This window comes from Phaeodactylibacter sp. (genome assembly GCF_022763345.1).
Classification (GTDB): domain Bacteria; phylum Bacteroidota; class Bacteroidia; order Chitinophagales; family Saprospiraceae; genus Phaeodactylibacter.
In genome coordinates, this window is sequence record NZ_JALEGS010000068.1 from 48,491 (window position 1) to 62,556 (window position 14,066).

Genomic DNA, 14,066 nt, shown 5'->3' on the forward strand with positions numbered 1-14,066 from the left:
TTTTTAGAAATGAATGGGTTCAAATAAGTGCGGATTTAATAAAAGCTAGCACTCTCAAGGAAATTGATTTCTCTTTCAACTTTTTCTTCTAGGAGTAGCCAAGCAAATGTAGAGTAGTTGTAAGAATAGTTCCAGCGGTACAGGACTAGAAGCTAGAATTAGCTTTTCGTCCTGTACTTAAATGCAATTAATGCAATGGTTTACAGCATCAAAAAATCAATGCGAAGACTATTGGCGAACAAAACTCGTCCCACCAAAGCCAAGACCACTAATTTTAGACATCCTATCGGCTGAATCTATTTTGAGAATCAACTTTCCATGTCCAGTTGAGCTTCCCTTGGGAACATCTGCCCATTCCAAGAGGACATAATTGCCTTGACGGACACCTACAGCTACGTTTGCGAATCCCGGCTGACCGGAATTGAAATTTTCTTCGCCAAACCAAGCTACCTTACCATCTATTTCACGGATGTAATACTTGGCTCCATCATTTCCATTCCAGATACCATCTAAATCATTAATGTTCCCAGTTTGTGAAAAACCTGCTGGCTGAGCATTAGGAAGGACGGCAGGCATTGACGTCCGCGTATACGAAGCATTAATACCTGAGCCTGAAACTTTGGTGATTAGATTACCGTCTTTGCTGATTTTTAAAACAAGAGGACCTAGATCAGTGGCTTCTCCCTTAGGAAGGTCGTAAAAATCTGCTGTAATATAAAAACCGGTTGGATCTTCATTATCTACAACACCTTTCATAACGTTAGCCCAGCCCCCATCGCCTGACTCGCCAAACCAGAATACTTTGTTTTCTACAAATCGAACATAATAAAGTCCTTGACTTGAACCATTATATAGACCACTAGTAATACCTGATGATGTTAGGGGACTCGTACTTGAGCCGATGGGATCAGTATATTTGCTCTCGCATAAAGATAAGTTTCCTTTCTTAAAAAGGTCTCTACCTCCACAACTTATATTCAAAATCTTATCTTGAATCTTGTATATAAACTTACACCGAATTTTAGCCCATATTTTTCTAGCTCGGAATTGACCACAATTAACGAAACCAAAGCCAGCGGGAACATCTTGGTCAAGACAGCAACAGCAATAAGTAGATCGTCCCCGAAACTGAATAGTTTCACCGTTTTCAATATCAGTAAAATCAATGCCAAGTTCAATTTCAAACACAGCAATCGCGGACAGCAAGCCACCTATTTCTCTGTTATCAATTGCATCTTCTAATGCATTAACTATGGGTTCAAAAGACTGTACGTACTCGATAACACTAGCAAGTAGAATATCAGGAACAGCAACAGATGAAGGACTAGCTTGACTAAAAGAAGTTACCAATGGTAGTTCTGGAGGAGCCATGATTGAATCAATTGCGGAATACCCTCCCCAGTTTTCTGGAAACTGCGATTGTTGAATACCTTTTACTACCTCAGCAACTTTTTCAAAAGCTAGAACTGTTTCTTCAATATCTTGGTAATCCTCGATAGAAACTTCGGTTGTACCAGGCAGAAGAACTTCGTCACCGCCTTCGCTGTCCAAAACATCATTGCAGCTCACAAGTGTCGAGGCAGCAAGCGCCATAAAGCAAAGAGCAGTAAATTGCAGCTTTTTGAGGTTAGTCAGTAAGAATAACGTACTTAGCCCCATTTCTTTGAGCAAGCCCGCGACTTGTTCTTTGGGCCGTGGTGACTGGTAAGCGTATTTACCGTTACTCTTAAATGGTTTTCTCATTTCTGTTTTCATAAGTATTTTTATTTTTGAATGAAAAATCACATTGACTTAGAAGTCGAAGCAAAGTTGTAGAATCAATCTGCTCAGAAAGTAATTGCCGCAACCTTGTTTGAATTCACAAGCTTGTGAAGAGATCATCTAATGCTTTGGTTTACTGTTGTTTACAGAAGTCGTGCAAAGTAAATAACCTCTGAGAATATGAAGGTTCATCTAATAAAGTCTCAAGAGTTGGTACCTGATCGATATTGGCGAGTAGTTAAACTATTAGAGAAATACAATGGCCCAATTAGTTTTATATCAGCTGAACCTTTCGCAAATGAATCTATTTCTCATTACGTGCCAGCGACTTGGGATGAGCATTTAGAGAAATGTAGAAAATATAGAGACGCATACTTTGTTGACAATGACGACTTAGTAATTCTTCTGACATCTAGACCTAACTTTCCAAACTGGTTTATTGGTTTTTCAGAATTTCCCCACAACGACTTTTTTGTTCACTCAGATGATTGGGACTTGTTTGTAGACTGCGAACAATTTTACCCTATTGCATTTCAAATTGCACTGATACCTATTAGAAAGCAGATGTTCGGGCATTATCAGTTCGCTAAAGAATACTTCCACCACCCAACTAGAGGCTGCGTTCAGGATTTATGCAAAAACAAATTAGAGATAATTTTTAAATTCCGTACGGCTGATTTCTGTAGCGAGTGTATAGAGATTGTAAAGAAAACAAATGTATCTAATGACCTTTTCAATCAGATCTCAGAAATACTTGAGGATATAAGACCTAATTTTTTGTCAAAGACAAAGATTGAGCCTGATAAAAAACCAAGCCGATTAAAAGTTACTGACGATAGGGTTAACAACATATTACTCACTGATCTAAATAACTTAAAAATACCCTTTTCACCATTAGAAAAAGTTGTTTTTCTCATTTATCTCAAGTATCCTGAAGGACTGACAGTTCATGAATTCTGTGAAAGGAAAAAAGAAATAGCTTATGTTTATCGTAAACTCAGTAATACTGATGACCCTACTATAATACGAGACCGGATAGACAATCTAACCAACCCACTTTCAAATTCACTTAGTGAAAAGATATCCAGAATAAAGCAAATATTAAAAAAGCTAATTGGAGATGAATTAGCTCAGCACTATATCATTAGTGGTCCGAACGCTGAAAAAAAAATGATTAGTCTTGATCGAAGCTTAGTAGATTGGGAAAGCAAAATCCTGTAAGGACATAAACAGTATGTGACTTGACATAATAGTCAGTAAAAGACTACTCTTGTCAGATACATTCTAAAGTCCTAACGACACGATCCTAATTGTTCTTTTTATAGCCTATTAAAAGCTTGTCCTTTATCGTTGAGATTGTAACAAGGAACTATATTCAAGCCTTATTAGACTTCCGTTTCAAGAAAATCCGCTACCATTTCCGTCCACCGAGAGCGGGCTGAGCGTCACCTCCCAGCAGTAGCCATTTAAGCTGGATTCGTATTTTCGATAGCAACTATTTTTTAAGGAACCGCTCCACCACCTGCGACTGCCCGGCCGAAAGATTAAGCAGGTAAGCACCTGCTGGCAAGTCTTCAATGCCGAGGGTAGCCGTTTGGGCGCCCCCGCCCAGATAACCCAAATCAGTCTGCCGGATGATTTTGCCCTGATAATCCACAAGGGTAGCGAGAACGGTAGAAGCTTGCGCCAGTTCAAATGAAAGTTGCAACTGGTCGGCTGCCGGATTAGGGGAAAGCAGTAGCGTCTGTAGTTTGGGCTGAGCGGGTACCTCCTGATTGTTGCTGAGTCCTTCGGGCTTGAGGTAGACCCGGAACAGGCTGTTCGTGGCCACGCTTTGGGTACCGTCATTGATGAAGAAAATATTTGGTTGTGTGCTTTCAATACCACCCACCAGGTAGCCGATGAAGAGGCTGTCGCCGGCTGCGGGGAGGTTAAGCATTTGGATGTCCGGTTGCAAGTCCAGCGTGTTGTCCACAGGGATGAATTCTGACCCTGCGCCCAGTAGTGCGGGCAGCTCGCCTACGCGCTGTTCAGTCATGCTACCGTCTGTATGCCGCGTCACCCTGCCAATAGTCGGCACGAAGGGTACTTCCTGATCTTCCTGCAGTTCGCCTTCCGCATCGAGGTAAAACTGGCTCATGCCGCCGAAGAAAAGGGTGTGCATGTCGCCGGTAGTGGTATCGTAAATCGGTGCCGTGCCGCAGTGGTAGTGGTTGAGGTGCTGCTCAAAATCGTTATTGACGGTATAGCCTGCGCTTGTAATGTCTACAGCGTTCAGAAAAGGCAGGTCAACTGCATGCTGGAAGACACCGGAAAAGGCGGTCATACCCAGTTGCTCGTCTGGGAACACTTGCTTGACGAGGTTGTAGTCGCGCCGGTGCAGGTTCATCTCATCCGTCCAGGCTTCATACCACCCAATTGAGGGGTCGGAATTGATATTCTCAATGATAAACCGGCGGATGGAATTGCTGTACTCCTGTACAAAGGAAGGGCCATTGTGCGGGTTGTAACGCCCGGTGAAGCGGTGCCCCCCGACGAGGTAGAAAGTATCCTGTAGGTGTTGCAGGTAGCCACCGGTGACCGCCATGCGGAAATCGGGCACATACTGGAAAGCCGGAGCAATATCCCCATCATTCAGCAGGGCGCTGACCAGGGCTGGTACGTCCACTACCGTGAGCATAGCATAGGTGATGTGGTCGTTCATGCTTGGGCTAAAGCCATAGCCCCCGGTGATGATCAAATGATCGTCCACCTGATGGAATTGCATATTGGTAGACTGCAATTGCTCCTGTAGGGGTTCGGGTAATACTTCGACATCGGTGGACCAGTGCCCACCGGTCTCCGGGTGGAGAAGGTGTATCGTCGTGTTGTTATCTGAGGCCAGGAAGGAGGCAAAGGGCTGCCGCCGGTGCAAACCATCCTTGCGCCCGCCAATGATCAAAATATGCCCATCGTGCGTAGCGGACACAAAGGATTGCACCCCATCGAAGCCGTCTATGGTGAAAGGATGTACAGCAACCGAAAAGTCAGATTGTGCAATAGTGGAAGTCAAAACGCTGCTAAGGAGGAACACCAGGGTAAAGAACCGCATGTTTTTATGCTATTTGTTTAGCACAAAAAACCAGCATTCTTCACAGACTTTTTGTGATAAAAATCACTTCCTATTGAATCATAAATTTGCGGACCTCCTGACTTTTCCCATTTCCCAGCTTCAGGACGTAAGCACCAGGCTGAGCCATGCTCAGGTCAATAAAGTAAGAGTGCCCGGAAAAAACATCCGATTTTACCAGTTGCCCATTGAAGTTGTAGACCTCCAGCTCAAAGGGCCCTTCCCAGTCATCATCGAGGCGTAGCCCGACCCAGCCGTTGCTCGGATTGGGGTAAACGATAAGCTCGTGCACCTTGCCGGCGTCTTCCGGCAGGCCGTCAATCCACTCAGCGAGGTACGCAATGTAGGGTTCATCAATGATGGAACGGGCCAGGGGGGGCATTTGATTGCTGGACAAGCTTGCGTCCCGTACCCATATTTCAGAGTTGGCGTGGTCACCGGGCCTGACAATCATTCGGTTGGGGTCCGAGTTGGAGCTGCTGGTGGGTTCATTAATGAGGTTTTGTAAATGCAGGGGCAGCTGGAACCGGAGGTCCATTTTCAGATCCTGAACCCCGCCTAACCGATGGCAGGAGGCACAGTTGGCATCCAGATAGGAGCGGACGCGCAGCTCCAGGTCAGCCTCTGTATCGTCAATGGCATAAGCCCGGGGATAGCTGTCAGGATTGACGATGGAGTGGTTGAGCATCCCCACATCGCTCAGGTAGGCGAGCTGGTTAAGGGTTTCGCCGGAAGCCGGATAGGTAAGGTCACCGTTGAGCTGATGGGTTTTTACGCCAAGTACGAAGTTAGCATTGGCAGTATGGCAGCTCAGGCACTGATCCCGGCTTGGGTAGTCCCAGGTTTGTTCAGCTACGGGCATGCCCCCCTCGTAAAGCGTAAAGGTTTTTGAAGCATCGGCCTTAAGCAGGAAGGCATCCGTCCCCTCATCATTCCATTTATAGGTTAGGCCGTAGCTTTTGCCATCCGTACCCAGCACGAAAAAGCGGGTTTCCAGCGGGGCTGCCTGCCCGTTGGGGCGTGCTTTAGGCAGCTCAAAATGTTTGATAAAGACTGTGCCTTCCGGAAACTGCCAGTCTTCCCGGCTGCTGAACTGGATTTTTTCCGACGGGCTGTCAAAAGCCCCGTCATTAGGGATGGCCATCCACCGGCGCTTGGCTGCTCCGTCAGACCAAAGCGGGGAGTTGACCTGATAAGGCAGAATACCCGGTACCGTCTTTAGCGTGGAGAGGTCGGTAAATACCCCCAGGTCCGACAGACGTTCGGGTGGGTCGGCAATAGTTTCCTGTGCGGTCAGGCGAAGGATTTTGCCGGGTGCAAAAAAGTCATTAGCACTTTGTATAGTCAGTAATACATCCCCATTGGGTTGGGAAAAAATCCCTGTAATGCCCGCACTGCTGGAAAGGTCCAGCCCAAGGTTGCGTATATCTGCAATCAGGATATCCCGTTCCCCCTGTTGATTATCAAAATCGTAGTCCAGCGACATGAGTTTACGCTTGCCGTAGTCAGCAAAAAGATATTTGCCCCAAAGATTTGGGAAGAGATTGCCCCGGTACACCTGCCCGCCAATGATGCAGTTGCCGAAGTCCCTGCTGTATTCGTGCAGCGGGGGCTGTTCTTCTCCAATCACCTCGTCCGGGCGGGCGTATTCCTCAGAGGGGACCGTGCCCTCCAAAAAAGGCCACTGCAGGTTTTGCCCTTTACCGATAATAGAGATTTCTTCCCGTAGTACCTCGCCCACATCAGCCAGCCAGATGCGGTCCTCCACCGGGTCATAGCTTACGCCATAGGGGCTTCGAATGCCAATGGCGTAGAATTCTTCCATCAGGCTACTGTCGGGGCTCTGCCAGGGGTTGTCATTGGGGATAGAGTAGCCTTGGGAGTAGGTGTCTCCCCAGGTTGGGTCCTGAGGTCCCCACTCTGAGGGCTGCGGCTGCCGTCGGATGGGGTGGCTGCGCGCCGGGTCGTTGTCCACATCAATGCGGATCAACCCTCCAAAGAGGGCCCGGTCGAGGCGCTGATTGGAAATTTCCTTAAAGTGAAAATGCCCTTCATCTCCCAGGCCGAGGTAGAGAAAGCCATCATCCGGGTGGAAGAACATACCGCCACCGTTGTGCCATGTGCTGCGGTCGTACTGCTGAAACAGGATTTGTTCCGTACTGGTATCAAAAGTGCCGCTGCCAGCATCCCACCGGAATTTAGAGAGTCGGTTGAAGCCTTTCTCGTCCCAGCTGTCGGGCTGTGGTTTGTAGCGGTAGAATACGAAAATCAGCTGCTTGTCCGGAGCATTGGGGTTGCCAAATTCCGGGTGGAGCGCGATGCCCGTAGTGCCTGCTTCGCCCTCTTTGAAGGCCCGGTCTTTGATGTCGAGTACCAGCTGCTGGGTCTGTTGAGCCAGGTTGATGCGCCAAACTTCACCAATTTTGCTAAGCACCAGTACGTCTTCGGTGCCCGGAAAGGGGATAATCCGTAGCGGAGATGGAATGCTGAGCCCCTCCGAGACGTCTTCCAGGCTCCAGGCACCATTAGCGCCGGGTGTCTTCGATGGCAACACCCCATTCAAAAACGGGCCAATAGCGCCCGGAGGCGTAGGGCCAGGCGGAACGAGGGTAAAGGCCATAAGACCGGAAAAGAATAGAAAAACAAGGAGGTATCGCCACTGGAGCATAGCTGAAAGTTTTGGAAAGTTGCCCGGCAGATTTAGGCAGCATGAAGGCCCGGGCGCAAAAATACTGCCTCAAATATAGCAGAAAGCGAATAGAACCACAGTGCGCCCTTCCGCAAAAACTTTAGCAATGTCATCTATCCGATAGCTGCTGTAGACCTACGCCGTTTATCAGCAGCAACATGCCGGTTTGCTGATCGTCTTGTACGCGTGAATGCAGGCCTACCCGATTTGGCGTAGCATATCTTCCAGGTTTTGGTTATCCGTTCCGGTTGCAGTGGCGAGTTTCTTTTTTAAGCGGTATTTGCCTTTTCGTACACTCTCCGGTTGGATATTTAAAAGCGCAGCCGCCTCTGAGATGGTTGTACCCAGCCGGAACAGGTAAGCGAGGCGTTTTTCAGTTATACTCAGTGAGGGGAATTTTTGCTCGAGTTGTTCAGAGAAATCGGCGTGCACGGCCTTAAAGTAGGAAGTGAACGTATCCCAGTCCTTATCCAGTGTGTCCTGAGTCCGGAGGCTATTGAGCAATTTTTGGTGCCCCTGGTCCCCGGAAGCGGCAGTCTGATTGCTCAGCTGATCTTCTACCTGCTGTAGAAGATTATTTTTCTGCAGAAGGTGCAGGCGCTGCGCGGCTAATTCCCGCTCCCGGTGCCGTACTTCAGCCTTTAGTGTCCTTTGCCGCAACCGATAAGTGTAATAGCCACCCCCCAGCAGCAGCAGTGTTGCCAGCAGACCCAGGCCCAGCAACCGGTTTCTGAGCAGGGCATTTTCTTTTTCACTAGCCAGCCGTTTGATTTGAGCTGCCTTGAGCACAATTTCCCGCTCTTTGAGTTCCGTATCATACTCCAAATGCAGCTCGGCAATAGCCTGGGCCTGCTGAATGGAAAACAGGCTGTCGCTTAATGCTTGCGCCTGTTCGTAGACCGATAGAGCCTGGGCTGGGCGGCCGAGTTTGGATAAAAGGGCTGCTTTCAACCTTAGGGCGCCCCGCAGGTAGCTTGCTCCTTTATGGTCTTCAAATATTGAAATGCTATTGTCCACCCTGTCCAGCGCCGGAAGCCATTGTTGCTGTGCGGAGTCAATCCGGGCAAGGAGCATCTGGCAACTGCCGGCCATTACGGGCAGGACTTCTTCAAAAACAGGTTGGGCGGTGGAGGCGTCTAACGCTGCTTGTCTAAGTTGGTGCCCGCGTTCCAGCCAGCTCTCTGCCCGCAGTAATTGGGCATGAGCGATATTGTAGGGCTGCTGCAATTGATGGCTAAGCGCGATCGAAGCGTTAAAGGTAGAATCAGAAAGAGCATATTTCTGCAGCCGGTGGTAGTTGGAACCCAGCAGAGTCAGCACTTCTGCGTAGTACTGTTGTTGACCGGCCAGTTGGTAGTGCTTAGCCGATGCCAAAAAGTAGGGGAGCGCTTCCTTGTAATTGGACTCGTCGAAGAGGGTTTTGCCGATATGCTGCTCGGCCTCTGCAACCCGCGCTGTTTCCTGTAGCGCCAAATGGACTTCCCGGGCGGTTTGGAAATCCTGAAGCGCTAGTCTGCGGTAGCCCTTTTGCTGATAAAGCAGTCCTCTTTGCACGAAGTGTTGGGCCAGGAGGGAACTGTCGTGATGCGCCACCAGGTATTGCATGCTTTCTTCAATGGCTTCCAGCGCCCCGTCTATGTCGCCTGCCTCTGAGCGCAGGATGGTCAGATTCTTTCGGATGCCGATCATGTGCAGGCTGTCGCCATCAAGGGCAGCAAATTGCATGGCAGTATCCAGAGAAGAACAAGCGGCAAGCGGCCGGCCGCCCATGTAGTGATAGTTGGCCCGAAAGTTATGCACATCGCTGAGCCCCCGGTAGTACTGCTGAGGGCCGAGGTAGCTTTCGGCAATCCGAAGCAGGGAATCTGTTCTGACGGGATTTTCCCAAAACCAGGCTTTAGCTAATTCCAGATAGCGCATGCCCGTGATGGTGTCATGGGCAGGCTGTTGTACCAGCTGAGCCAGGCTATCGATAGGATCTGCTGATAATTTTTGCGGCAGCAGTAACACTGCTGCCTGTAGTAGGATGAAAAAGAGCCTTCGGGATTTCATACGGTGAATATAGGGCAAAACAGCAGTATTTACTAGCTGTCCACGATTTGTCCACGCCTTAATTTTGGACGGAGGCACCATCGGGGTCTACTTTTGAGCCATACCAAAATCTATTCTGCGATGACTATTCGATTTACTGCCTTGCTATGCTTATTGAGCCTCTTCCTTTTCCAATCCTGCAATAAGGACAAGGAAGAAACACCCTCTATTCCCGAAAACCCCATGGCTACAGATATCAATGCCTACATCCGGAGCCTGACCTACAACCCCGTGGACATGCTTAATATCAATAATACGCCCGGAGATTTGGCGCAGAAAACACCGGGGGAACCGAGCACAGAATCCGGTCCTCTGGATCGTGGATACCGCAGTAGTTGTGTGAGCCAGCCTTACGAGCTGGAGAGAGATTTTTCAGAAATTGCGATCCTTAATCCGGGTAGCGGAAATATCTATCCGGGCGCCCTGGTCTTGGCCAATGCTGATTTATTATCGGGCACACCCCGGCCATTGGGCCTGGAGCGCAACCCGGTGACGCTAACCATCGACCTGCCTGGGATAGGGGATAAAGGTTCCTTTACGGTGGCTGATCCATCGAATGCAACGGTAAGCCCCGCTATCGATGAGGCATTGGAGCACTGGAACAACACGGCTTTCCAGCAGGGCTATTTCAACGGAGCCCGTTCCTATTACGAGGCCAGTGAAGCCTTTGAGCAACGGCAGTTGGGCATTGAACTGGGTATCAATGCAGAGTGGGTGACAGGATCGGTATCCTCACACCTCAGCACTAGTACGAGCACAGACCGGCGGGTGGCGCTCCTGGCTTACCGGCAAATTTTTTACACGATCACCGCCCAGTCGCCCTTTGAGCCTACGGACTATTTGGGGCCTGATGTCACTTTGGAGCAGGTGCAGTCCTCCACGGATGACAACAACCACCCGGCCTACGTGAGTGCCGTAGACTACGGCAGGATCATCCTGTTCCGCATGGAAGCCACTAATGTGGAAACGTCCATTGACCTGAACGCTGTGATGAACTACGCCGCCGGTGGGGTAAGCGTGGCGGCTGATGTAGCCAGCCGGTACGATGAAATCCTGAGCAACTCCTCCATCAGTGTGCTCACCATTGGAGGGAGTGCCCAGAGCGCTGCCCAAGCCCTGGAGAATATTAGTGGCCCTGGAAGCCTGACCCCGCTCATTGTTGAAAACGCTGTCTACTCCCGGGAGAATCCGGGGCTGCCTATTGCCTACCGGGTCAACTTGTTAAGTGACAACCGGATTGTTAAAATGGGATTTAGCTCCGATTATACAGATGTGCGTTGTGGAAAGATCGCTTACAACCATCCAAGGATTGACTTTTACAATGATTTCGATACCTACAACTTACGAATTAAGCTGACTTACGATCACGATTATCCGCCCGCAGATGATACGGGCGAAACCACAGAGCTGCAAATTAACGATGAAAGCTCCGCTACCTTGCCGGACGTACCAGACGGCGCATTCGATGTCCGTATGATCGTAAGGCGGATCGATGGATTGACTTGGCGGGAGTGGGAAACGAGGAACCTTTACCACATTTCTTCGAGCCAAAACGAGGATTGCTGGCGGGCCTACCGTGGTGGTTTTTCCACCGGCTTTGCTACCTTTTTGGAAAAATGTGACTAGCGGGAATAAAAAGCGCCTGTTTGTACTTCAGTTGAGGTGAAAACAGGTGCTTTTCCGTTTGCGCCGGGTTGAGAGATTTATTCCTGGCGTCATCCGGCTTAAGCCGGGCTCCAAGCATGGGCACCTGTTCAGGTCCTGATCCAGCCAGCCAGGAGCGAAGGTCTTCGAGCCCGGTCCCTTCCAGACAAGCTTCGTCAAAATAGCAATCAATTATTCCGGAGATTCTCCGCCATTGGCACCGAAGTTGAGCTGAAAACCGATGCGCTTGTTGGGTTCATCATCGTCGTAGTCTTCCCAATTGGTGATTTCCTGCAGGAATTCTTCCATATGGCGCAGGAAGTAAGGCTCTTTCAGTTCCTCGGGCCGATAGATGGCAATGGTCTTGGGTGGGCGGGGCTGCCCGTAATTCTCAATGAACGGATAATTGATCAAAACGATGATTTTGCCGTTGAACAGCTGCTGGTATACAAGTGAGCCGTTGTGCTTGATGAGGTGGCGCTGCACATCATCGCTAACCTGCTGGTACATACCGCTCTTTGACTGCCCAAGTGTGAGCACGATCGCCTCCAGGTTTTCCACATCCGAACGGTGTTCCAGGCGGGCAGCAAAGCCCGTAGCTTCGAGCATATCCTGTAAGGTGTCCTGAATTTGCTTGCACGTCTCCGTTTTCCAATTCTCCCGGTAGGTCTGCGTATTTTGGAGAACTTCCTCGTACTGTTGTACCTTTCGCTTGAGGTTGAATAGTTGAGAATCAGGTTGTAGCATCAGATTTTGGTTTTGGTTGCGCTTAAAATATAAAAAAAGCCAGAGGGCTCCCCGGATTTTTTTACATTTAGGGAGATAGCAAAAGCCAAATAATGATCCTAGCCATAGATATAGGCAACTCTAATGTAACGCTTGGTTTGTACACTGATGGGCACTGGGCGCATTTTCACCGCCTGCCGACCAAGACCGACCGGCAGTCTGCTATGTTTTATCAGATGGGCTGCACCTCCTGGTTGATGGAGCAGGGGATAGAAGCGGGCGCTATTGAGCAGGTTGTGGTGAGTACGGTTGTCCCGGCCCTGAAGCGCACCTTTATGCAGCTGAGCAGGCACCTGTTCGGTCAGGAGGCACTCCTGGTTGCCCCGGAAATCTACCAGCACCTGCAGTTGAAAATTGACCGGCCCGAGGAGCTGGGCACCGACTTGTTTGCCAATGCGGTAGCAGCACACTACCTGCACCGGCAGGACTGCATTATCGTGGACTTTGGTACAGCGCTGACTTTTACAGTAGTGGATCGAAAAGGGCAGCTGCTGGGCGTTTCCATCGCGCCGGGGCTGAAAACAGCCATCGGTGCCCTGTTTCAGAAGACTGCACAGTTGCCGGAGGTGCCCCTGCAAATGCCGGAGTCGGCTATTGGCAGAGATACGGTACAGGCTATTCAAAGTGGAATCCTGGTGGGGTATGTGGGACTGGTGCGGCATATGTTGTCCAGTATTCGGGCAGAAGTAGGGGCGCAGTACATGGCGGTGGCTACCGGAGGCTTATCGGCTATTTTGCACCCCCTGGAGACAGATTTTGATGCCATCGATCCTCACCTGACACTCGATGGCTTGCGGATCATCGCAGAAGAAACGACTAAAAAGCTTACCACCTGAACTATGCAAGTGTATTCCAAGCTGCCGAATGTCGGCACCACCATATTCTCTGTTATGTCAGCCCTGGCCAATGAGCATGGGGCGATTAATCTCTCTCAGGGATTTCCCAATTTTGAGTCCCCGCAGCGGCTCACTGATCTGGTTTGCGATTACCTGCAGAAGGGATACAATCAGTATGCGCCAATGCCGGGCCTGCCGGAACTGCGGGAAGCAATTGCCGGAAAGATAAATCTGATGTATGGTGTTAACGTTGACCCCGGCTCAGAAATCACCATTACTGCCGGGGCAACACAGGCCATTTACTGCGCCATTGCTGCCTTCGTTCGCCCGGGCGACGAGGTCCTCCTGCTGGAGCCTGCTTATGATTGCTACCGGCCTGCCGTGGAAGTCAACGGGGGCATACCAGTCATATACGAACTCAAAGCCCCGCACTACAAAGTCAATTGGGACCATGTGGAAGCGCTCCTGACGCCGGCTACCCGCATGATCATCATCAACACGCCAAATAACCCCACAGGCACCACGCTCCAAACCACTGATCTGCTCGCGCTGCAGCAACTTACCGCCGGCACCGATATACTGGTGCTAAGCGACGAAGTGTATGAGCACCTGATTTATGATGAGGCCAGCCACCAAAGCGTACTGCGTTTTCCGGGTTTGCGCAGCCGCAGCCTGGCAGTCTATTCTTTTGGAAAAACCTTCCATAATACGGGTTGGAAAATCGGCTACTGCGTTGCCCCGCCCGAGCTGATGGTGGAATTCCGTAAGGTACATCAGTACAATACCTTTGCGGTGCACCGACCTACGCAGCATGCGCTGGCCGACTACCTGCAGGATGCTACGACCTACGAAAGCCTACCGGGATTTTACCAGCAAAAGCGAGATCTGCTGCTCGAAGTCATGGCGGGCTCGAGGTTTAAACCGCTCCCTTGTCAGGGTACTTATTTCTGCAATTTCGATTATTCCGGGATCAGTGATGAACCGGACCGGGTCTTTGCGCATCAGCTGATCACAGAGCACGGAGTAGCCGCTATCCCAGTTTCTGCCTTTTACACAAGCGGGCGGGACGAGCGGATCATCCGGCTCTGTTTTGCGAAAACCGAAGAGACGCTACAGGCCGCTGGTGAGCGCTTGCGAAAAGTATAGAACG

General features: G+C 49.9%; 9 protein-coding genes. 4 read left to right on the forward strand and 5 right to left on the reverse strand.

Going from position 1 to position 14,066, the window contains the following annotated elements; all coding sequences use genetic code 11:
• Positions 1–228: 228 nt before the first annotated feature.
• Positions 229–1,755 (reverse strand): hypothetical protein, encoded by a 1,527-nt coding sequence (locus tag MRY86_RS18785; protein ID WP_293567088.1) that lies wholly within the window; start codon positions 1,753–1,755, stop codon positions 229–231.
• A 186-nt stretch (positions 1,756–1,941) separates the two neighbouring features.
• Between MRY86_RS18785 and MRY86_RS18790 the strand changes: the two genes are divergently transcribed.
• Positions 1,942–2,982, forward strand: coding sequence for a hypothetical protein (locus MRY86_RS18790; protein ID WP_293567087.1), 1,041 nt, complete (start codon positions 1,942–1,944; stop codon positions 2,980–2,982).
• A gap of 274 nt (positions 2,983–3,256) precedes the next feature.
• On the opposite strand, the gene MRY86_RS18795 is transcribed toward MRY86_RS18790, so the two are convergent.
• The 3 genes from MRY86_RS18795 to MRY86_RS18805 all read right to left on the reverse strand — a co-directional run bounded on the left by MRY86_RS18795 (position 3,257) and on the right by MRY86_RS18805 (position 9,611).
• A complete protein-coding gene (locus MRY86_RS18795; protein ID WP_293571819.1) occupies positions 3,257–4,852 on the reverse strand; it encodes a T9SS type A sorting domain-containing protein in 1,596 nt (531 codons plus the stop codon).
• Between the two features lie 70 nt (positions 4,853–4,922).
• On the reverse strand, positions 4,923–7,538 hold the full coding sequence (locus MRY86_RS18800) for a PQQ-dependent sugar dehydrogenase (RefSeq protein ID WP_293569525.1): 2,616 nt from the start codon (positions 7,536–7,538) through the stop codon (positions 4,923–4,925).
• Positions 7,539–7,757: 219 nt separating this feature from the next.
• On the reverse strand, positions 7,758–9,611 hold the full coding sequence (locus MRY86_RS18805) for a hypothetical protein (RefSeq protein ID WP_293569527.1): 1,854 nt from the start codon (positions 9,609–9,611) through the stop codon (positions 7,758–7,760).
• A 120-nt stretch (positions 9,612–9,731) separates the two neighbouring features.
• Between MRY86_RS18805 and MRY86_RS18810 the strand changes: the two genes are divergently transcribed.
• Entirely contained in the window at positions 9,732–11,276 is a 1,545-nt protein-coding gene (locus MRY86_RS18810) for a thiol-activated cytolysin family protein (RefSeq protein ID WP_293569529.1), read from the forward strand.
• A gap of 210 nt (positions 11,277–11,486) precedes the next feature.
• Here MRY86_RS18810 and MRY86_RS18815 read toward each other — a convergent pair whose 3' ends face one another.
• The gene (locus tag MRY86_RS18815) at positions 11,487–12,041 is read right to left on the reverse strand and encodes a hypothetical protein (protein WP_044219012.1); all 555 of its coding nucleotides are present in this window, start codon (positions 12,039–12,041) and stop codon (positions 11,487–11,489) included.
• A gap of 92 nt (positions 12,042–12,133) precedes the next feature.
• Between MRY86_RS18815 and MRY86_RS18820 the strand changes: the two genes are divergently transcribed.
• Positions 12,134–12,916 carry a type III pantothenate kinase gene (locus MRY86_RS18820; RefSeq protein WP_293569533.1) on the forward strand — a complete coding sequence of 261 codons (783 nt, stop codon included), beginning with the start codon at positions 12,134–12,136 and terminating at the stop codon, positions 12,914–12,916.
• Between the two features lie 3 nt (positions 12,917–12,919).
• Positions 12,920–14,062 (forward strand): methionine aminotransferase, encoded by a 1,143-nt coding sequence (locus tag MRY86_RS18825; RefSeq protein ID WP_293569535.1) that lies wholly within the window; start codon positions 12,920–12,922, stop codon positions 14,060–14,062.
• The last annotated feature ends 4 nt before the right edge of the window (positions 14,063–14,066 follow it).

Bases quoted from the DNA above. Each gene is read 5' to 3' on its own strand.
- MRY86_RS18785 (WP_293567088.1), bottom strand. From the start codon at position 1,755: ATGAAAACAGAAATGAGAAAACCATTTAAGAGTAACGGTAAATACGCT.
- MRY86_RS18790 (WP_293567087.1), top strand. From the start codon at position 1,942: ATGAAGGTTCATCTAATAAAGTCTCAAGAGTTGGTACCTGATCGATAT.
- MRY86_RS18795 (WP_293571819.1), bottom strand. From the start codon at position 4,852: ATGCGGTTCTTTACCCTGGTGTTCCTCCTTAGCAGCGTTTTGACTTCC.
- MRY86_RS18800 (WP_293569525.1), bottom strand. From the start codon at position 7,538: ATGCTCCAGTGGCGATACCTCCTTGTTTTTCTATTCTTTTCCGGTCTT.
- MRY86_RS18805 (WP_293569527.1), bottom strand. From the start codon at position 9,611: ATGAAATCCCGAAGGCTCTTTTTCATCCTACTACAGGCAGCAGTGTTA.
- MRY86_RS18810 (WP_293569529.1), top strand. From the start codon at position 9,732: ATGACTATTCGATTTACTGCCTTGCTATGCTTATTGAGCCTCTTCCTT.
- MRY86_RS18815 (WP_044219012.1), bottom strand. From the start codon at position 12,041: ATGCTACAACCTGATTCTCAACTATTCAACCTCAAGCGAAAGGTACAA.
- MRY86_RS18820 (WP_293569533.1), top strand. From the start codon at position 12,134: ATGATCCTAGCCATAGATATAGGCAACTCTAATGTAACGCTTGGTTTG.
- MRY86_RS18825 (WP_293569535.1), top strand. From the start codon at position 12,920: ATGCAAGTGTATTCCAAGCTGCCGAATGTCGGCACCACCATATTCTCT.